The sequence below is a fragment of the Pseudomonas sp. F9001 genome, from assembly GCF_013385435.1.
Lineage (GTDB): Bacteria > Pseudomonadota > Gammaproteobacteria > Pseudomonadales > Pseudomonadaceae > Aquipseudomonas.
On record NZ_JACAPX010000013.1, the window covers coordinates 1 to 25839 of the forward strand.

Annotated in this window: 22 protein-coding genes; 12 read left to right on the forward strand and 10 right to left on the reverse strand. The window is 61.3% G+C overall.

The window, feature by feature from the left end; all coding sequences use genetic code 11:
- Positions 1 to 86: 86 nt before the first annotated feature.
- A complete protein-coding gene (gene gbcB / locus HX818_RS12550; protein WP_003216947.1) occupies positions 87 to 1187 on the reverse strand; it encodes a glycine-betaine demethylase subunit GbcB in 1101 nt (366 codons plus the stop codon).
- 280 nt (positions 1188 to 1467) lie between these two features.
- Between gbcB and gbcA the strand changes: the two genes are divergently transcribed.
- On the forward strand, positions 1468 to 2763 hold the full coding sequence (gene gbcA, locus HX818_RS12555) for a glycine-betaine demethylase subunit GbcA (RefSeq protein WP_003216945.1): 1296 nt from the start codon (positions 1468 to 1470) through the stop codon (positions 2761 to 2763).
- Positions 2764 to 3564: 801 nt separating this feature from the next.
- Here the strand turns inward: gbcA and HX818_RS12560 are convergent.
- The 6 genes from HX818_RS12560 to HX818_RS12585 form a co-directional block, all read right to left on the reverse strand.
- Positions 3565 to 4335, reverse strand: a complete 771-nt coding sequence (locus HX818_RS12560; RefSeq protein WP_177020214.1) for an electron transfer flavoprotein subunit beta — start codon at positions 4333 to 4335, stop codon at positions 3565 to 3567.
- 10 nt (positions 4336 to 4345) lie between these two features.
- Positions 4346 to 5566: an electron transfer flavoprotein subunit alpha/FixB family protein gene (locus tag HX818_RS12565; RefSeq protein ID WP_008430652.1), complete on the reverse strand. Its 1221-nt coding sequence runs from the start codon at positions 5564 to 5566 to the stop codon at positions 4346 to 4348.
- Positions 5566 to 7506: a dimethylglycine demethylation protein DgcB gene (dgcB, locus tag HX818_RS12570; RefSeq protein WP_177020215.1), complete on the reverse strand. Its 1941-nt coding sequence runs from the start codon at positions 7504 to 7506 to the stop codon at positions 5566 to 5568. The genes HX818_RS12565 and dgcB overlap by 1 nt, the downstream gene beginning before the upstream one ends.
- Before the next feature lie 149 nt (positions 7507 to 7655).
- Entirely contained in the window at positions 7656 to 9716 is a 2061-nt protein-coding gene (dgcA, locus tag HX818_RS12575) for a dimethylglycine demethylation protein DgcA (protein ID WP_087694764.1), read from the reverse strand.
- Positions 9717 to 9731: 15 nt separating this feature from the next.
- Positions 9732 to 10262 carry a DUF5943 domain-containing protein gene (locus tag HX818_RS12580; RefSeq protein ID WP_008430647.1) on the reverse strand — a complete coding sequence of 177 codons (531 nt, stop codon included), beginning with the start codon at positions 10260 to 10262 and terminating at the stop codon, positions 9732 to 9734.
- Between the two features lie 76 nt (positions 10263 to 10338).
- Positions 10339 to 11316, reverse strand: a complete 978-nt coding sequence (locus HX818_RS12585; protein ID WP_003216932.1) for a dipeptidase — start codon at positions 11314 to 11316, stop codon at positions 10339 to 10341.
- 219 nt (positions 11317 to 11535) lie between these two features.
- On the opposite strand from HX818_RS12585, the gene HX818_RS12590 reads away from it, so the two are divergent.
- Positions 11536 to 11937: a lysozyme inhibitor LprI family protein gene (locus tag HX818_RS12590; RefSeq protein WP_003216930.1), complete on the forward strand. Its 402-nt coding sequence runs from the start codon at positions 11536 to 11538 to the stop codon at positions 11935 to 11937.
- 42 nt (positions 11938 to 11979) lie between these two features.
- Positions 11980 to 12396, forward strand: a complete 417-nt coding sequence (locus HX818_RS12595; protein ID WP_177020216.1) for a DUF3010 family protein — start codon at positions 11980 to 11982, stop codon at positions 12394 to 12396.
- 137 nt (positions 12397 to 12533) lie between these two features.
- On the opposite strand, the gene HX818_RS12600 is transcribed toward HX818_RS12595, so the two are convergent.
- Positions 12534 to 13478 carry a GlxA family transcriptional regulator gene (locus HX818_RS12600; protein WP_003216927.1) on the reverse strand — a complete coding sequence of 315 codons (945 nt, stop codon included), beginning with the start codon at positions 13476 to 13478 and terminating at the stop codon, positions 12534 to 12536.
- A gap of 193 nt (positions 13479 to 13671) precedes the next feature.
- Between HX818_RS12600 and HX818_RS12605 the strand changes: the two genes are divergently transcribed.
- From HX818_RS12605 to HX818_RS12630, 6 genes are all read left to right on the forward strand, one after another.
- Positions 13672 to 14616 carry a choline ABC transporter substrate-binding protein gene (locus HX818_RS12605; RefSeq protein ID WP_003216926.1) on the forward strand — a complete coding sequence of 315 codons (945 nt, stop codon included), beginning with the start codon at positions 13672 to 13674 and terminating at the stop codon, positions 14614 to 14616.
- An 87-nt stretch (positions 14617 to 14703) separates the two neighbouring features.
- Positions 14704 to 15591 carry a 3-keto-5-aminohexanoate cleavage protein gene (locus tag HX818_RS12610; protein ID WP_177020217.1) on the forward strand — a complete coding sequence of 296 codons (888 nt, stop codon included), beginning with the start codon at positions 14704 to 14706 and terminating at the stop codon, positions 15589 to 15591.
- A gap of 177 nt (positions 15592 to 15768) precedes the next feature.
- The gene (locus HX818_RS12615) at positions 15769 to 16734 is read left to right on the forward strand and encodes an L-carnitine dehydrogenase (protein ID WP_017476440.1); all 966 of its coding nucleotides are present in this window, start codon (positions 15769 to 15771) and stop codon (positions 16732 to 16734) included.
- Between the two features lie 140 nt (positions 16735 to 16874).
- Positions 16875 to 17351, forward strand: a complete 477-nt coding sequence (locus HX818_RS12620; protein ID WP_003216921.1) for a thioesterase family protein — start codon at positions 16875 to 16877, stop codon at positions 17349 to 17351.
- 9 nt (positions 17352 to 17360) lie between these two features.
- A complete protein-coding gene (locus tag HX818_RS12625) occupies positions 17361 to 18521 on the forward strand; it encodes a gamma-butyrobetaine dioxygenase (protein ID WP_003216919.1) in 1161 nt (386 codons plus the stop codon).
- Positions 18522 to 18900: 379 nt separating this feature from the next.
- Entirely contained in the window at positions 18901 to 19164 is a 264-nt protein-coding gene (locus HX818_RS12630) for a hypothetical protein (RefSeq protein ID WP_003216918.1), read from the forward strand.
- 107 nt (positions 19165 to 19271) lie between these two features.
- Here the strand turns inward: HX818_RS12630 and HX818_RS12635 are convergent, their stop codons facing one another.
- Together HX818_RS12635 and HX818_RS12640 are read right to left on the reverse strand one after the other, a co-directional pair.
- On the reverse strand, positions 19272 to 20375 hold the full coding sequence (locus tag HX818_RS12635) for a GlxA family transcriptional regulator (RefSeq protein ID WP_003216915.1): 1104 nt from the start codon (positions 20373 to 20375) through the stop codon (positions 19272 to 19274).
- A 540-nt stretch (positions 20376 to 20915) separates the two neighbouring features.
- Positions 20916 to 22292: an L-serine ammonia-lyase gene (locus HX818_RS12640; RefSeq protein WP_177020218.1), complete on the reverse strand. Its 1377-nt coding sequence runs from the start codon at positions 22290 to 22292 to the stop codon at positions 20916 to 20918.
- A 436-nt stretch (positions 22293 to 22728) separates the two neighbouring features.
- Here HX818_RS12640 and HX818_RS12645 point away from each other — a divergent pair, with 436 nt between their 5' ends.
- From HX818_RS12645 to choV, 3 genes are all read left to right on the forward strand, one after another.
- Positions 22729 to 23676 carry a choline ABC transporter substrate-binding protein gene (locus HX818_RS12645; RefSeq protein WP_003216912.1) on the forward strand — a complete coding sequence of 316 codons (948 nt, stop codon included), beginning with the start codon at positions 22729 to 22731 and terminating at the stop codon, positions 23674 to 23676.
- A 67-nt stretch (positions 23677 to 23743) separates the two neighbouring features.
- Positions 23744 to 24589, forward strand: coding sequence for a choline ABC transporter permease subunit (gene choW, locus HX818_RS12650; protein WP_003216909.1), 846 nt, complete (start codon positions 23744 to 23746; stop codon positions 24587 to 24589).
- Complete coding sequence (choV, locus tag HX818_RS12655) at positions 24586 to 25764, forward strand: choline ABC transporter ATP-binding protein (RefSeq protein ID WP_003216907.1); 1179 nt, start codon at positions 24586 to 24588, stop codon at positions 25762 to 25764. The genes choW and choV overlap by 4 nt, the downstream gene beginning before the upstream one ends.
- Positions 25765 to 25839 lie beyond the last annotated feature (75 nt).

The following is a 25839-nucleotide window of genomic DNA, read 5'->3' on the forward strand; positions in this document are numbered from 1 at the left end:
GCAGCCCGTGACGCTCCGCGTCACACAGCGGGACGGGACGCGGAGCGTCCAAGGAGGCATTCCCACGCGGAGCGTGGGAACGATCATTAGAACTCGATGCGCACATCACCCTTCGGCACGCTGCAGCACGACAGGATGTAACCCTCGGCTTCGTCTTCCTCGGTGATCCCGCCGTTGTGGTCCATCTCGACCTCCCCGCCCAGCTTCAGCACCTTGCACGTCCCGCAGATCCCCATGCCGCAGGCTTTCGGAATCAGCAGGCCAAGCTTGGCTGCCGCTGCGTGCACGGTCTCGCCCGGTGCCACGCGGATGCTCTTGCCAGAGGCAATGAATTCCACCTGATGCAGGTCCGCCAGGTCGATTTCCGGCGCATCCGCCGCTTGTTCGGCTTGCTCCACCGCGTCGGCCCGGGCTTCCGGTGGCGTCGCGCCGAAGGATTCTTCGTGATAACGCGCCATGTCGAAGCCGGCGGCTTCCAGCAGGCGCTTTACCGCGTTCATGTAAGGCGTCGGGCCGCAGCAGAAGACTTCCCGCTCCAGGAAATCCGGCACCATCAGTTCGAGCATCTTGTGGTTCAGGTAACCGCGATAACCGGCCCAGGGCTCACCCAGGCCGTGTTTCTCGCAAATCAGGTGCAGGCTGAAGTTATCAATCCGCGACGCCATATGCTCCAGCTCGCGGTGGTAAATGATGTCCTTTGGCGAGCGGGCGCTGTGGATAAACGTCATGTCGACGTTGGCGTTGGTGTCGTAGAACCAGCGCGCCATGGACATCACCGGGGTAATACCGACACCACCACTGAGGTACAGCACTTTCGGGCTCGGGAAGTCGATGGCATTGAACAGCCCCACCGGCCCGTGCACCGCCAGCTCCTGGCCTTCGTGCAGCGTGTCATGCAACCAGTTGGACACCTTGCCGCCCGGCACGCGCTTGATGGTCACCGAAAAGCTGTAAGGCACCGACGGCGAACTGGAAATAGTGTACGAACGCATGATCGGCTGGCCGTCGATTTCCAGCTCCAGGGTGACGAACTGCCCGGGCTTGAAAAAGAACAGGATCGGCTGGTCGGCCATAAAGCAGAAGGTGCGCACGTCCCAGGTTTCCTGGATGACTTTGACGCAACGGACGATGTGCCGACCATTGGCCCAGGTCTGGGTTGTTACCGGGTTCAGGAAGCTGTTGGACATGCTGTTCTCCATAGCCGTGTGATCGGCCTTATGGTGGCGATTCTGCGTAACGCGCGAATCACCCATTTACCTATCTGCGACATTCACATACTTATCGCGACCAGCCCCCATACCACGGGGGTTGCGCGTCGGGAACAGAGTGGGCCATGTCGTTCATGGATAAGGTTCTGGCCGTTGTGGGGCCCACACTCGCTCCCAACAAAGACGCTTTCTTTACGCCTTGCTGCAAAACCTAGCCACTATTCGCCGGCCACACAGAATGGCCATGAGGACACACACGATGGACGTCACCGCAACCTTAAGCTTGGGCGATCCGCTGGAACCCGCACGCAAGGCCACTGCGCAAATGCTGCAAGAACGCGAGCGGACCTTTTCGCTGCCGCAGCCGTTTTACTCTGATGAACGGCTGTTCGATATCGACATGCAGGAAATTTTCCAGAAAGAGTGGTTGATCGCCGGCATGACCTGCGAGATCCCCGCCAAGGGCAACTACATCACCCTGCAAGTGGGCAAGAACCCGATCATCGTGATCCGTGGCGCCGATGGTGTGGTGCACGCATTCCATAACGTGTGCCGCCACCGCGGTTCGCGCTTGTGCACCAGCGACAAGGGCAAGGTCGCCAAGCTGGTGTGCCATTACCACCAGTGGACCTATGAACTGGACGGCCGCCTGCTGTTCGCCGGTACCGAAATGGGCGCCGACTTCGACATGAAGCAATACGGCCTCAAGCCGGTGAATGTGAAGACCGCCGGTGGCTACATCTTTATCAGCCTGTCGGAGAACCCGCCGGCCATCGACGACTTCCTGTCGACCTTGAGCCACTACATGGAACCCTACGACATGGAGAACACCAAGGTGGCGATCCAGACCACCTTGTTTGAAAAAGCCAACTGGAAGCTGGTGCTGGAAAACAACCGCGAGTGCTACCACTGCAACGCGTCGCACCCGGAACTGTTGAAAACCCTGCTGGAATGGGACGACGTCACCGACCCGCGGGCCGACCAGGCCTTCAAGGACCACGTGGCCGCCTCCGCCGCCGCCTGGGATGCCGAAAAGATCCCTTACGCCCACGCCAGCTTCGGCCTGCGTAACCGCATCGTGCGCATGCCGCTGCTCAAGGGCACCGTGTCGATGACCCTCGACGGCAAGCAAGGCTGCAACAAGCTGATGGGCCGCATCAAGAACCCGGACCTGGGCTCGATGCGCATCCTGCACCTGCCTCACTCGTGGAACCACTGCATGGGCGACCACATCATTGTGTTCACCGTGTGGCCGATCAGTGCCCAGGAAACCATGGTCACCACCAAGTGGATCGTGCACAAGGACGCCGTAGAGGGTGTGGACTACGACGTCGAGCGCATGCGCAAAGTGTGGGACGCCACCAACGACCAGGACCGTCGCCTGGCCGAAGAGAACCAGCGCGGCATCAACTCCACCGCGTATCAGCCAGGTCCGTACTCCAAGACCTATGAGTTTGGTGTGGTCAACTTTGTGGACTGGTACAGCGAGCGGATGCTGAGCAACCTGGGGGCGGCGCCAGCGCCGTATCTGAAAGGCGTCGCCGTACACGAGTAACCGGCTGACACGCCGCCGATCAAAATGTGGGAGCCGGGCTTGCCCGGCCCCCACACTGGTTTGTGACTGTACAAAATTCATCCAACACCGTGACAGACCGCTGCCCGCCTTACTTCCAGCCATTGCCCAACAACTTATCCACAAAGCCACCCACAGCAATTGTGGGCAACTGCGCTTTCCCGTCGAAATAAAACCAAGAAAATCCGTGACTTATTCAAAGGTACCGGTTTTATCCCACATTGATCATTTTTTGACCTAAAGCCTGAAAGCCACGTCCTGCATGGGCTACAGAGGAACGCAAACACCTTATCCACAGAAGCGCCAACAGACTTTGGGGGCAACTTTGGACCATCTGTGGAAAACCGGCTTAAACCGAGGAAAATCGCGGCTTTGAGAGCAAAACTCAGCTGGAACGGCGATATTGGTTATATTTTAACCAGCACACTGTAAGTCACGTTTTATATGGCCTACAGCGGATAGCGAACATCTTATCCACAGAAGCACCAACAGACTTTGGGGGCAAGTCTGCACCGGGTATTTTCCTTATCCACAGAAAAACCCAAGGAAAAACCGTCAGTTAGGTTGGTTATTTTTCGTACAGCGAGCTGGAGGGCTTGATTTGCATGGGGTGTGGACAGCCGCGAACAGGTTATCCACAGGTGGGTTAACAGGGATTGTGGGTAAAGCCACAATCGCCGCAAAACAGTGTGGGAGCGGGCTTGCTCGCGAAAGCGGCGGATCAGTCGGTACATGAGTTATCTGACACACCGCCTTCGCGAGCAAGCCCGCTCCCACATTGGATCAGCGCACTACACCTTCTTCTATAAGCAACTTGAGAATGGCTTCCGCACCGGCCTCAGGGCTAACACCCTTGAGCACCTGCCCACCGCCGCCGCTGGCCTTGGCCGTTGCAGCCTTCATCCGGTCGGCACCGCTTTTGGCCTTGATCACCTTGAGGCGCTTGGGCCGAGGCTTGGCCGGCTGCAATACAGCGCCTGTGAATAACTCATCCTCCAACACCTCGACGTCATGGGCCGTCAGCTCACCGCGTTGCGCCGGGCCGTAGGCGCTTTGCCGTGGCTTGGGCGCCGCGTTATCCACCGTGGCCATAAACGGCAGGCGCACCTTCAGCCGCCGCCGTTGGCCGCGAGGCAAGGCCTGCAGCACATGGGCCACACCGCCTTCGATGGATTCCACCTGGGCCAGGCCGACAATCAACGGCCAACCCAGTTGCTCGGCCAGCAGGAACGGCAACATCCCCGAGCCTTCGCCGGTTTCCGCCTGGCTGCCGGTGAGCACCACTTGGGCGCCCGCGTCCCGCAGATAGTCGCCGAGCACCGGCAAGGCGTCTGCCCCGGCCGGTTGTTCAAGCACGTGCAACTGCGGCAAGCCCATGCCCAGGTAAGCGCGCAGGGTGGGTTCGGCGATGTCGCCGGCGTGCAGCACTTGCAGGTTATCCCCAGCCAGTTGCAGGCCCAGTTCCACTGCGCGCGCGTCTTGCTCCGCCCGGCGTGGACGGCCGGAAGTCGGGTGGGCACCGATGGACACCAGGCTGATTACATTCGTCGTCATGGCCATTTCCTTAAGCCGCATCGCGCTTGGCGCCGTGGCGGTAGGCCTCGACCGCAACGATCAAGGCTTGCAGTATCGCGGCGCTTTCGCCGATCACCGACAGGTCGGCACGCTTGATCATGTCGCAGCCCGGGTCGAGGTTGATCGCCACCACCTTGTCGCAGGCACCAATGCCTTGCAGGTGCTGGATCGCCCCGGAAATCCCCACCGCCACGTAAACCCGCGCGGTGACCCAGGTACCGCTGGCGCCGACCTGGCGATCGCGCGCCATGAAGCCGTCGTCCACCGCCACCCGCGAAGCACCTTCGGTGGCGCCCAACGCGGCAGCAGTCTGGTGGAACAGCGCCCAGTCCTTGACCCCGTTGCCACCGGAGAAAATAAATTCGGCTTCGGCCATGGGAATCGCCGCCGGGTCCACGGCCACCGCACCCAAATCTTCGATACGCGCAAGGCTGCGGGCCAGGCTTGTGGATAACTCCACCGGCAGCACTTCGTGACGGGTTTCGCTGACGGGATCGGCGCACTCCGCCGCAGCCAGGATCATCCGTGGCAGTGGGCGGGCAAGATCCTCCTGACCCGCGCCTGCACGGCCAATACATTCCTGGCCCTTGATCTGCCAGACCCGCGTGGCCGGGCGCTCCTTGAGGCTGGCGGCAAAGCGCCGCCCCAATTCACCACCGCCGCTGCGGCTGTCCGGCAGCAACCAGTGGCGCGGGTTGAACTGGTTATCCACAGCCCGCAGACCGTGAACCCGTTGCTCCGGTGAATAACCGTCGAACTCATGCCCGTCCAACACCAGCAGCCGATCCACACCGGCAGTGGCGAAGGCGTTTTCCTTGTGTTCGCCGAACACTACGGCCAATACCGCACCGTCGTCACCGGCCAGCTGCCGGGCCAGGCCCAGCAAGTCGCGGTCGTGGCTGCTCAGGCGGCCGCCGACCATGTCCGGCACCACGTTGATGTAGAAAGCGGGCGCCGGTACCTGATGCAGCGGCAACTGCACTTCCACCGCTGCCGTACGCTTGGCCGCGCCGCCCTGCTGGGCGCCGCTGCGGTCAATACGCTTGATGCCGTTGGGGCCGATAAAACCGACACCGTGCACGTTCTTGCGGATGACCCCATTGGGCCCCATCCAGCTGTGTTGCACCGGCTGCATCGCCGCGTGCAGCGGGTGCAGGCGGTTACGGGCGATCCATTCGGCCCGTGGGTCGCGGCGGATAATGTCGCTCATCAATGCACCTCCGCAGGTTCGCGTTTCGGCGCCTTGGCCGGTGCCGCGTCTTCAAGCAACGCGTCAGCTACCAGTTCGGCAATGTCCTTGATCAAGGGACGCGGTTCGACCACGCCTTCCAGCATCGCCGTGCACTGTGGACAACCCACGGCCACCAGTTCGGCGCCGGTCTCGCGGATGTCTTCCATGCGCATGTCGGGAATCCGCTGCTTGCCGGGAATATCGGTGATCGGCGCCCCGCCACCGCCACCGCAGCAGCGCGAGCGGAAACCGGAGCGCTGCATTTCCTTGACCTCGATCCCCAGCGCCCGCAGCACTTGGCGCGGTGCCTCGTACTCGCCGTTGTAGCGGCCCAGGTAGCACGGGTCGTGATAGGTCACGCTGTTGCCTTTGTGCTGGCCCAGGTTCAGGGCGCCGGCGTCGATCAGTTCGGCCATGTAGGTGCTGTGGTGCTGCACCAGGTAGTTGCCATCGAAGGCGCCGTATTCGTTTTTCAGCACGTGGAAACTGTGGGGGTCGCAGGTGACGATGCGCTTGAAGCTGTACTTGGCCAGGGTCTGGATATTGCGTGCGGCCAGCAGCTGGAAAGTGGCTTCATCGCCCAGGCGCCGGGCCACGTCGCCGCTGTCGCGCTCTTCAAGGCCCAGTACGGCGAAGTCGACCTTGGCGGCTTTCAGCACTTTGACGAACGAGCGCAGGGTGCGCTGGTTGCGCATGTCGAAGGCACCGTCGCCGACCCAGAACAGCACGTCGACGGTTTTCCTGTCGCTGAGCAAGGGCAGGTTCAAATCCGCCGCCCAGTTCATCCGCCCGCCCGGTGCGAAGCCGCCCGGGTTGTCGGTGGCGATCAGGTTTTCCAGGACTTCGGCGCCCTTGTTCGGGGTCGCGCCCTTTTCCAGGGTGAGGTGGCGGCGCATGTCGACGATGGCGTCCACGTGCTCGATCATCATCGGGCACTCTTCCACGCAGGCGCGGCAAGTGGTGCACGACCACAGGGTCTCGGCGTCCACCAGGCCATTGACGATTGGCTGGTGCGGGTTGCCTGCGTGTTCGCCGATGGCTTTGCCCGGATACGGGCTGCCGGCGAACTTGGCGTCGGTGCCACCGGCCAGGCCGACGACCATGTCCTGGATAAGTTTTTTCGGGTTCAGTGGCTGGCCGGCGGCGAACGCCGGGCACGCGGCTTCGCACTTGCCGCACTGCACGCAGGCGTCGAAGCCGAGCAGTTGGTTCCAGGTGAAATCCACCGGTTTTTCCACGCCCAGGGGCGCGCTTTTATCGGCGAGGTCCAGGGGTTTCAAACCGGTGGAACGGCCGCCGCCGAAGCGTTCGGCGCGGCGGTGCCAAGCCAGGTGCAAGGCACCGGCGAAGGCGTGTTTCATTGGCCCGCCCCAGGTCATGCCGAAGAACATTTCCGACACGCCCCACAACACGCCCAGACTCAGCAGCGCGGCGAGCAGCCAGCCGCCGAAGTCCGCCGGCAGAATCCCGGCCACCGGCAAGGTCACCAGGAAGAAGCTCACCGAGAACGCCATCAGGCTTTTCGGCAGGCGCATCCACGGGCCTTTCGACAGGCGTGCAGGCGGGTTGCGACGGCGCAGGTAGACGAAGGTGGCGCCGACAAACATCAGCACCGAAGCCAACAGCAAGGCGTAGCCGAGGATGCGGTTATGCAGGCCGAAACCGTGCACCAGGATCGCCAGCAGCGCCGATAGCACAAAGCCCAGGGCGGTGGCGACGTGGGTGTTGGCGATGTATTTGTCGCGGGCGACCACATGGTGCAGGTCGACCATGTAGCGCTTGGGCATGGCCAACAGGCCGCCGAGCAAGTCGACCTTGGAGGACCGGCCGCGGCGCCACATGTTCACCCGGCGCAGCGCGCCGAGGACGGCAAGGCCCAGGGCGGCGAAGAGCAGGATGGGAAGAAGGGTGTTCAACATGGTGAAGCTCCCAAAGACCTCGGGGTCAATGATCGTCCCCACGCTCTGCGTGGGGATGCATCCTGTGACGCTCTGCGTCACGACCTAAGAGCGGACGCGGAGCGTCCAGGGCGGCATTCCCACGCAGAGCGTGGGAACGATCAGGCGGATCAGAAATCCTTGCACAGGCGCAGGGCGTCATAGATGGCAGCGTGGGTATTACGCTGGGCCACGCAGTCACCAATGCGGAACAGCAAGTACCCCTCGCCCGGCTCGCTCAGGCACGGCTGCGGCTTAATCGCGAACAGGGCCTCGATGTCCATCTGGCCCTTGTTGCGCGAGCCTGCCTTGAGCCCGTAGTAGAGCTCTTCGTCCGGACGCACGCCGTTCTCGACCACCACCTGGTCCACCACCCGCTCTTCCCTGGCCCCGGTGTATTCGTTCTCCAGCACCGCCACCAGCTTGTCGCCTTCGCGGTAGACCTTTTCCAGCATCATGTCGCCGGTCATGATCACTTCCTTGGGGTACATGCTGCGGTAGTACGTCGGGAACGACGTACCGCCCACGGCCACGCCCGGCTTGATGTCGTCGGTGACGATCTCGACCTGGCTGCCCTTGTCCGCGAGGAAGTCGGCCACCGACATGCCGGTGAACTCGCAGATGGTGTCGTACACCAGCACGTTCTTGCCAGGTAGAACCTTGCCGTCGAGCACGTCCCAGCTGCTGACCACCAGGCCTTCAGCCGCGCCCCAGTGTTCGTTCTGCTCCAGGAACGGATGACCGCCCACCGCCAGCACCACCACGTCCGGGCGCAGGTCGAGGATGGTCGCCGCATCCGCCGCCACGCCCAGGCGCAGGTCGACGTTCAGGCGCGCCAGTTCCAACTGGAACCAGCGGGTGATCCCGGCAATCTGGTCACGCTGCGGGGCTTTCGATGCAGTGGTGATTTGCCCGCCGATAAATTCTTTCTTCTCGAACAGCGTCACGTCGTGGCCACGTTCGGCAGCCACCCGCGCCGCTTCCATCCCGGCCGGGCCGGCACCCACCACCACGACTTTGCGTTTTGGCCCGGTGGATTTCTCGATGATGTGCGGCACGCCCATGTATTCACGGGAAGTGGCGGCGTTCTGGATGCACAGCACATCCAGGCCCTGGTACTGGCGGTCGATGCAGTAGTTGGCGCCGACGCACTGTTTGATCTGGTCGATCTGGCCCATCTTGATCTTGGCGATCAGGTGCGGGTCGGCGATGTGGGCGCGGGTCATGCCGACCATGTCCACGTAGCCGCCTTCCAGGATGCGCGTGGCCTGGTTCGGGTCCTTGATGTTCTGCGCGTGCAGCACCGGGGCCTTGACCACTTCCTTGATGCCGGCCGCCAGGTGCAGGAACGGCTCCGGTGGATAACTCATGTTCGGGATAACGTTGGCCAGGGTGTTGTGGGTGTCGCACCCCGAGCCGACCACGCCGATGAAGTCGAGCATGCCGGTGTCGTCGTAGTACTTGGCGATCTGTTTCATGTCCTCGTGGGACAGGCCGTCCGGATGGAATTCGTCGCCGCACAAACGGATGCCGACGCAGAAATCCGGGCCGACTTCCTTGCGCACCGCCTTCAACACCTCAAGGCCGAAACGCATGCGGTTTTCGAAGCTGCCGCCCCATTCGTCAGTACGTTTGTTGACCCGAGGGCTCCAGAACTGGTCGATCATGTGCTGGTGCACCGCCGACAGCTCCACACCGTCCAGGCCACCGGCCTTGGCCCGTGCCGCAGCGGTAGCGTAGTTGCCGATCACGCGCCAGATTTCTTCAGGCTCGATGGTCTTGCAGGTGGCGCGGTGCACCGGCTCGCGGATGCCCGAGGGCGACAGCAGCGTGGGCCAGTGCTCGCCGTCCCAGCGCGAGCGACGGCCCATGTGGGTAATCTGGATCATGATCTTGGCGCCATGCTTGTGCATGGCGTCGGCCAGGTTCTGGAAGTGCGGGATGATCCGGTCATCCGCCAGGTTCACCGACTTCCACCAGCCTTGCGGGCTGTCGATGGCGACACTGGAAGAACCGCCGCAGATCGCCAGGCCGATCCCGCCCTTGGCTTTCTCTTCGTAGTACTTCACATAGCGGTCGGTGGTCATGCCGCCGTCGGTGGCATACACCTCGGCGTGGGCGGTACTGAGCACGCGGTTGCGGATGGTCAGTTTGCCGATCTGGATCGGCGCAAACATTGCTTCGAAAGCCATGGCAGGGTCCTCGACTTACAACGGCTTGACGGTGAACAGGCCGTCGTCGTGGCCCTCTTCGGAGCCGCCGTATACCTGTTCCGCAACGGTGCGGATCTTGCTGCCGCGGGCTTCGAGAATCTGGTCCATCGCGCCGGCAAACCAGCCGGTGAACATGTAGTCGACCTTGCGCCCGACCTTGCCGTACACGTAGACAAACGCCGAGTGCTCGAGCTTGACGCTGGCGGTGCCTTTATCGAGGTCGATGTCCTGGATCTTGAACAGGCCCCAGCCGCGCTGCGACAGGCGCTTCATGTAGTGCTCGAACACTGCGACGCCTTCCAGGCCGTGGCATTCAGCTTCTTTTTCGCACCAGTGCCAGGCGGATTTGTAGCCGGCCTTGTAGAGAATCTCGGCGTAGGCCTCGCTGCCCAGAACTTCTTCGATCCCCATGTGGTTGTTGACGAAGAAATGGCGCGGCACGTACAGCATCGGCAGGGCGTCGGAGGTCCAGACACCGGTTTCGCTGTCGACTTCGATAGGCAATTGAGGGGCGATCTTGGCCATGGAAACTTAACTCCGGAAAATGCTTTGGTAAGCCCCCAACGCATAAGGTTGGGGGAAAAGAGGCGTGAGTGGTGGCTTATTCGCCCCAGACGTCCTTCAGGACGTTGACCCAGTTTTCGCCCATGATCTTGCGCACCACGCGCTCGGGATGGCCGCGCTTGAGCAGGGTCTCGGTGAGGTTCGGGAACTCGCCCACGGTGCGGATGCCCAGCGGGTTGATGATCTTGCCGAAGCTGGTCAGGCGGCGGGCGTAGCCCTTGTCGTGGGTCAGCATTTCGAAGAAATCCTGGCCATGGCCCTGGGTGAAGTCGGTGCCGATGCCGATGGCGTCTTCGCCCACGATGTTCATGGTGTACTCGATGGCTTCGGCGTAGTCGTCGATGGTCGAGTCGATGCCCTTGGCCAGGAACGGCGCGAACATGGTCACGCCGACAAACCCACCGTGGTCGGCGATGAACTTCAGCTCTTCATCGGACTTGTTGCGCGGGTGCTCTTTGAGGCCTGAAGGCAGGCAGTGGGAGTAGCACACCGGCTTTTTCGATTCGAGGATGACTTCTTCGGAAGTCTTGGAGCCCACGTGTGACAGGTCGCACATGATGCCGACGCGGTTCATCTCGGCGACGACCTCGCGACCGAAGCCCGACAGGCCGCCATCGCGCTCATAGCAGCCGGTGCCCACCAGGTTCTGGGTGTTGTAGCACATCTGCACCACGCCAACCCCGAGCTGCTTGAAGATCTCGACATAGCCGAGCTGGTCTTCAAACGCGTGGGCGTTCTGGAAGCCGAAGATGATGCCGGTCTTGCCCTGCTCCTTGGCGCGACGGATATCGGCGGTGGTTTTCACCGGGATCACCAGGTCGCTGTTTTCGCGAATCAGGGTCTGGCTGGCCACGATGTTGTTAATGGTGGCCTGGAACCCTTCCCATACCGACACGGTGCAGTTGGCAGCGGTGAGGCCACCCTTGCGCATGTCTTCGAACAGGTCGCGGTTCCACTTGGCAATGATCAGCCCGTCGATAACGATGCTGTCGGCGTGCAATTCGGCTGGGCTCATCAGGCGTCCCCTTATTGGCGATTCATGCGCCGAATCGTCTGCCGGCGCTTTGGGGCCAGCATATGCCCCGGGGCAGAAGGAGCCGGGTGCAAAAACGACAAGGGAATTGCCGAAAGCGTCAATCCGCGACAAAGGCCAACATGACATCTCTGACGGGTGTCTGTTCTTTGTCTTACGCTTGAGCCAGAATTTGCTCATCAACTGATATGAGACGGCGCAATGAAATCGATTTTCCTGGCTTTGGCACTCATCGCAACCGGCGTACACGCCGCTGAAGACACCGACAGCACGCCCTGCGATGGCATCGAGAACGACAAGCAAACCCTGGAATGCGCCACCTACAACAAAACCACCGCCGAACAACTGCTCAAGGATAACTACCAGGGGCTGCTGGAACGCATGGGTTCGACCTATGGCAGCAACAAGACGCAGCTGGCGGACATTACCGCTCGTCTGAAGGATGCCCAGCAGAAGTGGGAAAAGTTACGGGATGCGGATTGCGCCGTAGATACCTTCCCGGCAGTGGCGGGAAGCAAGGCATATGCGATCCAGCAGAATGATTGTCTGGCGCGGATGAGTGATGAACGGTCGGAGTTTTTGGAGTCGATTGGGCAGGAATAAGCGACAATCCCCTCCACTCTCTACTCAGAACCAAGGCTATTCATGACTATCTGCGGCATCGAAATCAAAGGCAGCGAAGCCATTATTGCTGTCGCCTCGCTCGACGGTCAGGCATTGGGCCACGTCGCCCTGGCCACCAAGAAAATCGCCCTTGAAGACGATGATGAGGCGGCCAACGTCAAGGCCTTCGCCACTCAGGTCAGCGCGTTTGTGCGGGAAAACGGCATCAGCCGCATCGCCATCAAGAAGCGCAGCAAGAAAGGCGAATTCGCCGGTGGCCCGACTACGTTCAAGATTGAAGGTGTGTTTCAGTTGCTGGAGGGCGTTGAAGTGACGCTGCTGTCGCCGCAGACCATCAATGCGCAGAACAAGAAACACGACTTTGCCCTGCCGGCGACGCTGAACAAGTATCAGCATGAGGCTTACAAGGCCGCGTGTTCAGCCCTGCTGAAGAAATAAGCCACACCCCATATCTCCTGTGGGAGCTGGCTTGCCTGCGATAGCGGTGTATCAGCCAGTACATCTGGCACTGAAACACCGCTATCGCAGGCAAGCCAGCTCCCACATTTAATCTTCGCTGTTCTCAAAAGCGGTGTTCATACCGCTTCCCGGCGCCGATCTTCCCTTGGGCACTTGGCAAACCTTGCCCGGTAGCTGCGGGTGAAATACGACGGCGATTCAAACCCGCAGGCGATGCTCACCTCCAGCACGCTCAGGTCGCTCTGGCGCAACAACTGCCGAGCCTTTTCCAGGCGCAAACCCAGGTAGAAGTTGCTCGGCGTGTCGTTCAGGTGCAGCCGAAACAAGCGCTCCAACTGCCGCCGCGTGACCTTGATCGCCTCCGCCAGCGCCAGTGTGCTCAACGGCGGTTCCGTGTGCTGTTCCATCTCCCCAATCACCTGCACCAACTTCTTGTTGTTGATGCCGTAGCGCGTGGCGATCTGCATGCGTTGGTGGTCTTTGCGCGGGCGGATGCGGCCGAGCACGAATTGCTCGGACACCTGGATCGCCAACTCTGGCCCGTGGGCCTGGCTGATCAGGTCGAGCATCAGGTCGATGGACGCGGTGCCGCCCGCCGAGGTGATGCGCCGGCGGTCGATCTCGAACAGCTCCTGGGTCACCGTCAGCTGTGGATAAGATTCCTTGAAGGCGTCGATGGCTTCCCAGTGCAGGGTCAGGCGGTGGCCGTCGAGCAGGCCGGCTTCGGCGAGTACGCAGGCGCCGGTGTCGATGGCGCCCAGGGTCACGCCGTCGTGGTCAAGGCGACGCAGCCAGTGTTCCAGTGCGGGCGTGGCGAACTTCAGCGGTTCGAAGCCGGCCACCACCAGTAAGGTCGAGCCTTTCTTCAGCGGCTCCAGCGCGGCGTCGGCGTTGACCGACATGCCATTGCTCGCCAGCACCGCGCCGCCGTCGGCGCTCAAGACGTGCCAGCGGTACAGCTCGCCGCGAAAACGATTGGCGACACGTAAAGGTTCGATCGCGGAAATAAAGCCGATGGCGGAGAAGCCCGGCATCAGCAGAAAGTAGAAATCCTGGGACATGGAGCGCTCTCGTAGGACGGACAGCGTGGTCACTGTGATACGCCAGTTCAATCGGTCATTCAAGGGGGCAGGTCGCTGCAGTGCAAGAGCTGGTCGCCGCCGTGCGTTTTGTCGGGGACCAAGCTGCGTAACTTGGCTGCACGGTGCACAAAGACGCCGGAACCCACAATAACAACCTGCCGAGGGAACCACCATGAACCGACTGATCAGCCGCTGTGTGCTCGCACTCAGCGCCAGCGCCATTTTGAGCACCAACGTCATGGCAGCCGATGCGGCTTCTTGCCAGAACGTGCGCATGGGCGTGGTGAACTGGACCGACGTAATCGCCACCAGTGCCATGACTCAAGTGTTGCTCGACGGCCTCGGCTACAAGACCAAACAGACCAGCGCGTCCCAGCAAATCATCTTTGCCGGTATTCGCGACCAGCGCCTGGACATGTTCCTGGGCTACTGGAACCCGCTGATGACCCAGACCATCACCCCGTTTGTCGACGCCAAGCAGGTCAAGGTGCTCGACAAGCCGTCCCTGGAAGACGCCCGCGCGACCCTGGCGGTGCCGACTTACCTGGCCGACAAGGGCCTGAAGACCTTCGCCGACATCGCCAGGTTTGAAAAAGAACTGGGCGGCAAGATCTACGGCATTGAACCAGGCTCGGGCGCCAACACCCAGATCAAGGCGATGATCGCCAAGAATCAGTTTGGCCTGGGCAAGTTCCAACTGGTGGAATCCAGCGAGGCCGGCATGCTCGCCGCCGTCGACCGCGCCGTGCGCCGCAAGGAGGCCGTGGTGTTCTTCGGCTGGGCGCCGCACCCGATGAACGTCAACGTGGCGATGACTTACCTCACCGGCAGTGATGACGCGCTGGGCCCGAACGAAGGCATGGCCACCGTGTGGTCCGTCACCTCGCCGACCTACGCCGAGCAATGCCCCAACGTGCACAAGTTGCTCAGCAACCTGACCTTCACCGCCGCCGACGAGAGCCGAATGATGCAGCCGCTGCTGGATCACAAGGACGCTTTCGAGTCGGCCAGGCAATGGCTCAAGGATCACCCGCAAGACCAGCAGCGCTGGCTGGAAGGCGTGACCACCTTCGACGGCAAACCCGCCGCAGCCAACCTGCAATTGACCAGCAAATAACCTGTCTTGAATCACCGTTTCGCAGCCGCTCCCGGCTGCGAACGGTATGACTACGCCTGAAAATCACGCCTGTAAGGAACCTGCCTCATGAACCACGACGTCATCATCACCTGCGCACTCACCGGTGCTGGCGACACGACCGCCAGAAGCCCTCACGTGCCGGTCACTCCGAAACAAATCGCTGCCGCGGCGGTGGAAGCAGCCAAGGCCGGTGCCACCGTGGTGCATTGCCACGTACGTGACCCCGAGACCGGCAAGTTCAGCCGCGACGTGGCGCTGTACCGCGAAGTGATGGAGCGCATCCGCGAGGCGGACGTCGACATCATCGTCAACCTCACCGCCGGCATGGGTGGCGACCTGGAAATCGGTGTCGGCGAGAACCCCATGGAATTCGGGCCCAACACCGACCTGGTGGGCCCGCTGACCCGCCTGGCCCACGTGGAAGAGCTGCTGCCGGAAATCTGCACCCTCGATTGCGGCACCCTGAACTTCGGCGATGGCGACACCATTTACGTCTCCACCCCGGCCCAGCTGCGGGCTGGCGCCAAACGTATTCAAGAGCTGGGCGTTAAAGCCGAGCTGGAGATTTTCGACACCGGTCACCTGTGGTTCGCCAAGCAGATGATCAAGGAAGGCTTGCTCGACAACCCGTTGTTCCAGCTGTGCCTGGGCATCCCGTGGGGCGCGCCGGCCGACACCACCACCATGAAAGCCATGGTCGACAACCTGCCGGCTGACGCGGTGTGGGCCGGCTTCGGCATTGGTCGCATGCAGATGCCGATGGCGGCGCAAGCAGTGCTGCTGGGCGGCAACGTGCGGGTCGGCCTGGAAGACAACCTGTGGCTGGACAAGGGCGTGCTGGCGACCAACGGCCAGTTGGTGGAACGCGCCAGCGAGATCCTCAGCCGCCTGGGTGCGCGGGTCATGACCCCGGCCGAAGGCCGCGTGAAGATGGGCCTGACCAAGCGCGGCTAAGACACGCCGCACGACGCCCTGCAGGAACCGAATCAAATGTGGGAGCGGGCTTGCTCGCGAATGCGGTGGATCAGCCACCGAATGCATCAACTGACAGACCGCTTTCGCGAGCAAGCCCGCTCCCACATTTTGATCTTGGCTCTCACACAGAATCACCGAACTCTTTAGGAATTTGCCATGAGCTTTATCACTGAAATCAAAACCTTCGCCGCGCTGGGCAGCGGCGTTATCGGCAGTGGCTGGGTATCCCGCGCACTGGCTCACGGCCTGGATGTGGTGGCCTGGGACCCGGCGCCTGGCGCCGAAGCGGCCCTGCGCAAACGTGTCGCGAATGCCTGGGGCGCCCTGGAAAAACAAGGCCTTGCACCGGGTGCCTCGCAAGATCGCCTGCGCTTTGTGGCCACGATTGAAGAGTGCGTGAAAGACGCCGACTTCATCCAGGAAAGCGCCCCGGAACGCCTGGAATTGAAGCTGGAGTTACACAGCAAAATCAGCGCGGCGGCCAAGCCGAATGCGTTGATTGGTTCGAGTACTTCGGGGTTGTTGCCGAGCGAGTTTTATGAAGGCTCCACGCACCCGGAACGTTGCGTGGTGGGCCATCCGTTCAACCCGGTTTACCTGTTGCCGCTGGTGGAAGTGGTAGGCGGCAAAAACACTGCGCCGGAAGCGATTCAGGCAGCAATCAAGGTGTACGAATCCCTCGGCATGCGCCCTTTGCATGTGCGTAAGGAAGTGCCCGGTTTTATCGCTGACCGGCTGCTGGAAGCCCTGTGGCGTGAGGCGTTGCACCTGGTGAACGATGGTGTGGCAACCACCGGCGAGATCGATGATGCGATTCGCTTTGGCGCCGGTTTGCGCTGGTCGTTCATGGGCACGTTCCTGACCTATACGCTGGCGGGCGGTGATGCCGGGATGCGGCACTTCATGGCGCAGTTCGGCCCGGCCTTGCAGCTGCCGTGGACCTATCTGCCGGCGCCGGAATTGACCGACAAATTGATTGACGACGTGGTGGACGGCACCAGCGATCAGTTGGGCAAGCACAGCATTTCGGCGCTGGAGCGCTATCGTGATGATTGCCTGCTGGCGGTGCTGGAGGCGGTGAAGACCACCAAGGAAAAACACGGTATGACCTTCGCCGAATAAGCCCTGTAAAGATCGTTCCCACGCTCTGCGTGGGAATGCAGCCCAGGACGCTCTGCGTCCCAACGCGTGACGCAGAGCGTCACAGGAGGCGTTCCCACGCAGAGCGTGGGAACGATCACGTACCTACCGGGAACCGAACCATGCCCGCACTCACCACCTACACCACCAAAATCCTCCCCGAGTGGGTCGACTACAACGGCCACCTGCGCGATGCGTTCTACCTGCTGATATTCAGCTACGCCACCGACGCACTGATGGACACCCTGGGCCTGGACAGCGAAAACCGCGAAGCCAGCGGCCACTCGCTGTTCACCCTGGAGTTGCACCTCAACTACCTGCACGAAGTGAAACTGGGCGCCGCCGTCGAGGTGCACACCCACCTCATCGCCCACGACCGCAAGCGCCTGCACCTCTATCACAGCCTGCACCTGGTGGGCGACGAAAAGGAGCTGGCGGGCAACGAACAGATGCTGCTCCACGTCGACCTCGCCGGGCCGCACTCGGCGCCATTCAGTGAAGCGGTGCTGGGCAAGCTTGCCAGCATCAGCGCCGAACAAACCGACCTGCCGAAGCCCGCCCTGCTCGGCCGCGTGATTGGACTGCCACCCCAAAAATAAGGAATCGCCATGCAAACCGCCGCCGCTGTTGCCGACTTCCGTACTTACCCACTGATCAGTGACCTGGCCGATGTGCAGGTGCACGGCGATCACCTCAGTGTGCGATGGGCCGATGGGCGGGTCAGCCCGTTTCATCACCAGTGGCTGCGGGACAACTGCCCGTGCCCTGTTTGCGTCTACAGCGTGACCCGTGAACAGGTGCTGGAAATCGTCGATGTGGACGAACACCTCACGGCCCTCAGTGCACGTATCGACCAGGGTCTGCTGACAGTGGAATGGAGCGGCGGGCATCGCAGCCAATACGATCCCGGATGGTTGCGGGCGCACGCCTACGATGATGAATCACGCGCGGAGCGCCGGGCGGCCAAGCCGAAATCCCGGCTGTGGGACCACAGGTTCGAGCTGCCCGTCTTCGACTACGCGGCATTGATGGAAGACCCGAAAGCCCTGCTGCAATGGCTGCTGGCCCTGCGTGACAGCGGCCTCACCCAAGTGCGCGGTGTGCCCACCGAACCTGGCTCGCTGGCGCTGATCGCCAAGCGCATTTCGTTCATCCGCGAGAGCAACTTCGGCGTGCTGTTCAACGTACAGTCCAAGGCCGATGCCGACAGCAACGCCTACACGGCATTCAACCTGCCGCTGCACAGTGATTTGCCGACGCGGGAGCTGCAACCCGGGCTGCAGTTCTTGCATTGCCTGGTGAACGACGCCGACGGGGGCGAGAGTATTTTTGTCGACGGTTTTGCGATTGCCCGGGCGCTGCGGGACGAAGATCCGGAAGCCTTTCGCGCGTTGTGCGAGATCCCGGTGGAGTTTCGCAACAAGGATCGTCACAGCGACTATCGCCGGCTGGCGCCGATCATCGCGCTGGATGCATTGGGAGAGGTCGCCGAGATTCGCATGGCCAACTTTCTGCGCGGACCGTTTGAGGCGCCTGCAGAGCAGATGCCGTTGCTCTATCGCGCCTATCGCCGGTTTATTGCGATGACCCGGGAGGAGCGTTTTCGACTGGTCAAACGTCTGAATCCGGGCGAGCTGTGGTGCTTTGATAATCGCCGGACCCTGCATGCGCGCAATGCGTTTGATCCGGCGTCCGGCGCGCGGCATTTCCAGGGCTGCTATATCGATCGGGATGAGTTGTTGTCGCGGATATTGGTGTTGCAGCGGTAGACCGAGGCGCCCCCTTCGCGAGCAAGCCCGCTCCCACATTTGACCGAGTTCCTCCTGAAAAAACGCGGTCAACTGTGGGAGCGGGCTTGCTCGCGAAGGGGCCAGCAGCTTCACCTCAAATTTCAGCTCAAAAAAAGCCCCGATCCAGCCGTGACAGGATCGGGGCAGAGTGCTTTGTGTGAGCTACGCATCCCGAGGGTGACCAAACCTTCAAGCTGCTTGCTTGGTGTCAGTGTGCACACTCCCCTGCCTTGCGAGTTAGCCGAAAACGACCTGTTCATAGGTGTGCCGGACATTCATGCATTCAGGCCTTGCCGACTCGGTGATGGCCTACCAGAATCGACTTCAATCCCCCGCTCCCCTAACAAGGATTAACGTCATGATGCACGCGGATTTGATTGACCAGGATGACCTGCTGGGCCAGCTGCGGTCGTTGGGTTTCGAGGTGTCCAGCGGCGCTACCGCCGAGCAGGCTTGCGAGTGTGCGGTGCGCGGCTTGAGCGCGGCGCGGGCCAAGGCGCTCAAGGGTATGGTTGAGCAGATGTACACCGGCAGCGCGACGATCTTGCCGGCGGTGAGGCAGGCGATCGACAAGCAGTTGTTGCCGGCGCTGGTGCAATTTCGGCAGAACTCTGGCGCCTAATATACCGCATTCGCGAGCAAGCCCGCTCCCACATTCGACCGCGTTCCTACTGAAAAAACGCGGTCAAGTGTGGGAGCGGGCTTGCTCGCGAATGCAGGCGACTCGGTCTAAAGCCTTACACTCGCGAAAGTCGACTCATTCCTGGCCTGGCTCAACGCCGACAACGGCCCGGACAACGGTGACAACACCAGCGCCTGCGGAATCGGCATCATCGCCACCTGCTGCGTGGTGTTGGAACCCACACGCTCATCCCGCGGCGGAATGCCGAAGTATTCGCGGTAGCACTTGGAGAAGTGCGGCGTGGAGACAAACCCGCACACCGACGCCACTTCGATGATCGACATCGGCGTTTGCTTGAGCAACTGCCGCGCACGGATCAGGCGCAACTTGAGGTAGTAGCGCGACGGCGAACAGTGCAGGTATTTCTGGAACAACCGCTCCAGTTGACGCCGGGAAACCGCGACGTACACCGCCAGCTCATCGAGGTCGATCGGCTCTTCCAGGTTGGCCTCCATCAGCGCGACGATTTCCTGCAACTTCGGCTGGTTGGTGCCAAGCATGTGCTTGAGCGGCACACGCTGGTGATCCTGTTCGTTGCGGATTCGCTCGTACACAAACATCTCGGAGATCGCCGCCGACAACTCACGGCCGTGGTCACGGCTGATCAGGTGCAGCATCATGTCCAGCGGCGCGGTGCCGCCGGAGCTGGTGAAGCGGTTGCGGTCGAGGGTGAACAGGCGGGTGCTCATGGCCACGCGGGGAAAGGCTTCCTGCATCGACGCCAGGCATTCCCAGTGCACGCTGCAATCAAAACCGTCCAGCAGGCCGGCGCAGGCCAGGGCCCAGCTGCCGGTGCACACCGCGCCAAGGCGACGGGATTGGCGCGCCTGGCTTTGCAGCCACGACACATGTTCACGGGTCACGGTGCGCTGGATACCCACGCCGCCACAGACGATCACGGTGTCCAGGGCCGGAGCTTTGTGCATGGAAGCATCGGGGGTGATTTGCAGACCGTCGCTGGCCCACACCTGGTTTCCGTCCACACTCAACGTCGTCCAGCGATACAGCTCGCGGCCGGAGAGTTGGTTGGCCATGCGCAGGGGTTCGACTGCGGAGGCCAGGGAAATCAGCGTGAAATTGTCCAGCAGCAAAAAGCCGATGGATTGAGGCGCACGGTTCTGGGGTTGAGCCCCGGAGTTGAACGACGTCATCGCGGTATCTCCTCACACAAAGCGGGTGATGGCCTCAGGCGAGGCTCTTGTTATTGCGCTCATCGCCTTAAGGAAACTCCTATGGCGAGAGGCTTTGTATTGATAGAGCAAATGCCATGCCTAAAGTTGAATGCGTATTCAATAACTCCTGAAAACGACCTCATGACGTGTCTATATAAGCCCGCGCATGGAGTGGGGGATATGACCCAGAAAAGACGTGAGAGAACGCAGGCTCAAGGTGTGTGAGCAGATCGGTAGCACTTGTGGGAAGGGAGAGAAACGACGTGGGAAAAGTCTGTCACCACAAGCACGGGTGACCGATGGTCATGAGGGGAAATCGTTCGGGAGCTACTTATCTAATTGCGACGCGCTAAAAGGTGGCGCTTTTGGTTCTGGTGTTCACTTTATGAGCAGTGTTGCCCGGTCTACCGCATTCGCGAGCAAGCCCGCTCCCACACTTGACCGCGTTTTTTCAGTAGGAACTCGGTCGAATGTGGGAGCGGGCTTGCTCGCGAATGCAGGCGACGCGGTCTTTCCGGATCAACACTCCACCGCACTCACCGCCAACCCACCCCGCGATGTTTCCTTGTACTTGTCATGCATATCCGCCCCGGTATCGCGCATGGTGCGGATCACCCGGTCCAGCGAGATGAAGTGCTGGCCATCCCCCCGCAGCGCCATCTGCGCCGCGTTGATCGCCTTCACCGCGGCAATCGCATTACGCTCGATGCACGGCACCTGCACCAGCCCGCCTACCGGGTCGCAGGTCAGGCCGAGGTTGTGTTCCAGGCCAATCTCCGCCGCGTTGCACAATTGCTCCGGCGTCGCACCGAGGATCTCCGCCAAACCCGCCGCCGCCATGGCGCACGCCGAGCCGACTTCACCCTGGCAGCCGACTTCGGCACCCGAGATCGACGCGTTCTTCTTACACAGGATGCCCACCGCCGCCGCGCCGAGGAAATAGTCGACCACGTTGGCTTCGGTCACTTCTTCGCTGAACTTCATGAAGTAGTGCAGCACCGCCGGGATGATCCCCGCCGCGCCGTTGGTCGGTGCCGTGACCATGCGCCCGCCGGCGGCGTTTTCTTCATTCACCGCCAGGGCGAACAGGTTGACCCATTCCATCGCGCTCAAGGTCGAGCCGATCACATTCGGCTTGCCCAGCTCCTGCAAGCTGCGGTGCAACTTGGCTGCACGGCGCCTTACATTGAGGCCGCCGGGAAGGATGCCTTCGTGCTTGAGGCCTTGCTCCACGCAATCCTGCATGGCGCGCCAAAGCTTCATCAGGCCGCTGCGGATTTCTTCTTCCGAGCGCCAGGTTTTTTCGTTCGCCAACATCAGCTCAGCGACCCGCAGGTTGTGGGTCTTGCACAGCTGCAGCAGTTCCACCGCACTGGAAAAATCATAGGGCAGCTCGGTGCGGTCCATGTCCGCCACGCCGCTTTTGGCCTGGGCTTCATCCACCACGAATCCGCCGCCCACCGAGTAGTAGGTGTCGCGGTGCAGCTCGCCGTTATCACCAAACACCACCAGGGTCATGGCATTGGGGTGGAACGGCAGGTTTTCGTCGATCAGGCGCATGTCCCGCGCCCATAAGAAAGGCACCGGCAAACGTGCGTCCAGCAGCAGGGTGTTGGTCTCGCGCAGGGTTTCGATGCGGATGCCGATCTGTGACGGATCGATCGCGTCCGGCCACTCGCCCATCAGGCCCATGATCACCGCGTTGTCGCTGCCGTGACCGATGCCCGTGGCCGATAAGGAGCCATACAGCTGAACTTCGACGCGCCTGACTTGTTCCAACACATCACGTTCACGTAATCCTTGAACGAACAACGCCGCGGCGCGCATGGGGCCGACGGTGTGAGAACTCGAAGGCCCAATGCCGATCTTGAACAGGTCGAAAACGCTGATAGCCATTGCCGTGAAACTCCTCGATGAGCACAGGCCAGGCGCACATAACGCCTGGTGACGGAGCTGCTACGCTCATGTCGCAATCCGCCCAGATGCGGCCATCATCAAGCTTTTGCTGGCGCTCACGGCGTCTCACACCGACGTACCCATGCTCATCAGCGCCGCTGTTGTGGAAGGCGACGTTTTGGCCGTTTTTTGCGGTGCAGATCGGTAAAAAGTGCAGTTTTGCCGTGGAAAAAATCTGTAAGCGACGTCACCGACACTGGATACGACCATCCCTGTACTGGATACGACGCCCCCTGTAGGCGTCAGATTTTCACTGGTACATGATCAGTCTCGACTCGTTTGCACAGTTGCGTGGCAGAGCTGTGCCGCACGCCCAACCGCAACACCTATAAGCGCGGTGTTATTGCCGCCAGAAAAACACCAGGAGTCCACCCCCATGAAAGGTTCCCCGTCGTTGTTGTTGGCCGCCATGCTGAGTCTGCCAGTCGTGGCTCACGCTGCAGAACCGGCGCAATGCCAGACCGTCAACTTCTCCGATGTCGGCTGGACCGACATCACCGTCACCACGGCCACCACCAGCGAAGTCCTCAAGGGCCTCGGCTACAAACCCCGCACCACGATGATTTCAGTACCCGTGACCTACAAGTCCCTGGCCGACGGCAAGAACATGGACATCTTCCTCGGCAACTGGATGCCGACCATGGAAAACGACATCAAGCAGTACCGTGATGCCGGCACCGTGGAAACCGTGCGCGCCAACCTGGAAAACGCCAAGTACACCCTGGCCGTACCGGAAGCGCTGTACAACAAGGGCCTGAAAGACTTCGCCGACATCGTCAAATTCAAGGATGAGCTGGGCGGCAAGATCTACGGGATCGAGCCGGGCAACGACGGCAACCGGACCATCCAGACCCTCATCGACAAGGACGCTTTCGGCCTGAAAACCGCCGGTTTCAAAGTGGTCGAATCCAGCGAAGCCGGGATGCTTTCGCAGGTGGAACGCGCCACCAAGCGCGACCAGGCCATCGTGTTCCTCGGCTGGGAACCGCACCCGATGAACACCCGCTTCAAGATGAAGTACCTGACCGGGGGTGATGATTCATTCGGCCCCAACTACGGCCAGGCCACCATCTACACCAACGTCCGCAAGGGCTACACCCAGGAATGCAGCAACGTGGGCCAGTTGCTGAAAAACCTGTCGTTCACCCTGAACATGGAAAGTACCCTGATGGGTAATGTCCTGGACGACAAAATGAAGCCTGACGCCGCCGCCAAGGCGTGGCTGAAGAAGAACCCGCAAGTGCTCGACACCTGGCTCGCCGGTGTCACCACGGTCGATGGCAAACCAGGATTGGAGGCCGTCAAAGCTTACCTCGCCAAGTAACCGCTGACCCCGGGCCGGTACGCTGGCCCGGGATGTTTTTCCTCTTCGCATGTGGACATTCACTACCATGCTGACTGAACATAAAATCCCGCTAGGCCAGTACATCGCTGCCTTCGTTGAGTGGTTGACCCAACACGGGGCCGCCTACTTCGACGCAATCGCATCGACCCTGGAAACGATGATCCACGGCGTGACGTTCGCGCTGACCTGGTTCAATCCACTGGCATTGATCGGTCTGATTGCGCTGCTCGCTCACTTCATTCAACGCAAATGGGGCCTGACCGTTTTTGTCATCGCCTCCTTCCTGCTGATCCTCAACCTGGGGTACTGGCAGGAAACCATGGAGACCCTGGCGCAAGTGCTGTTCGCCACCCTGGTCTGCGTGGTGATCGGGGTGCCGCTGGGCATTGTTGCCGCGCACAAACCGATGTTCTACACCCTGATGCGGCCGGTGCTCGATCTGATGCAGACCGTACCGACCTTCGTCTACCTCATCCCTACCCTGACCCTATTCGGGCTGGGTGTGGTGCCCGGGCTGATTTCCACGGTGGTGTTTGCGATTGCCGCGCCTATCCGTCTGACTTACCTGGGTATCCGTGATGTGCCGCAAGAGTTGATGGACGCCGGCAAGGCCTTTGGCTGCTCGCGCCGTCAGTTGCTCTCGCGGATCGAACTGCCCCACGCCATGCCGAGCATCGCCGCCGGCATTACCCAATGCATCATGCTGTCGTTGTCGATGGTGGTGATCGCGGCCCTGGTGGGCGCCGACGGCCTCGGCAAACCGGTGGTCAACGCGCTGAACACCGCCGACATCGCCCTGGGCTTTGAAGCCGGCCTGGCGATCGTACTGCTGGCCATCATGCTCGACCGCATCTGCAAACAACCCGACGCCAAAGTAGGGGGTGATGCATGAGCATTATCCGATTCGAAAATGTCGACGTGATCTTCTCCAAAGACCCACGCGAGGCGCTCAAGCTGCTGGACCAGGGCATGACGCGCAACGAGATCCTGAAAAAGACCGGGCAGATTGTCGGCGTTGAAAACGCCAGCCTGGATGTCGAGAAAGGCGAGATCTGCGTGCTGATGGGCCTGTCCGGTTCAGGCAAGTCGAGCTTGCTGCGCTGCATCAATGGCTTGAACACCGTCAGCCGCGGCAAGCTGTTTGTGGAGCATGAAGGTCGCCAGATCGACATCGCATCCTGCACCCCCGCCGAGCTGAAAATGATGCGCACCCAGCGCATCGCCATGGTGTTCCAGAAGTTCGCCCTGATGCCCTGGCTGACGGTGCGCGAGAACATCAGCTTCGGCCTGGAGATGCAGGGCCGCCCGGAGAAAGAGCGGCGCAAGCTGGTGGACGACAAGCTGGAACTGGTGGGCCTGTCGCAGTGGCGCAACAAGAAGCCCGACGAGCTTTCCGGTGGCATGCAGCAGCGTGTCGGCCTGGCCCGCGCATTGGCGATGGACGCCGATATCCTGTTGATGGACGAACCCTTCTCGGCACTCGACCCGCTGATCCGCCAGGGCTTGCAGGATGAGTTGCTGGAGCTGCAACGCAAGCTGAGCAAGACCATCGTATTCGTGAGCCACGACCTGGATGAGGCGCTGAAACTCGGCAGCCGCATCGCGATCATGAAAGACGGGCGGATCATCCAGTACAGCGTGCCGGAAGAGATCGTGCTGAACCCGGCGGATGACTATGTGCGGACCTTTGTGGCCCACACCAACCCGCTGAATGTGCTGTGTGGCCGCAGCCTGATGCGCACGGTGGATAACTGCACCCATGTCAACGGCTCCATCAGCCTGGACCCGGGCGGTGACTCGTGGCTGGACCTGGCCGAAGGCAACACCATCAAGGGCGCGCGGCAGAACGGTTCGGTGCTGAACCTGCAGAACTGGGCACCGGGGCAATCGGTGGAGGGCCTGGGCCGGATGCCGACGCTGGTGGATTCGAATATCGGGATGCGTGAGGCGTTGCAGATTCGGTATCAGACAGGGAACAAGCTGGTGCTGCAGGACAACAACAAGGTGGTGGGGATTCTGGGTGACAGCGAGCTCTATCACGCCCTCTTGGGCAAGAACCTGGGCTAACAGACACCGCAAAAAAAATGTGGGAGCGGGCTTGCTCGCGAATGCGGTGTATCAGTGTCAGATGTACTGACTGAC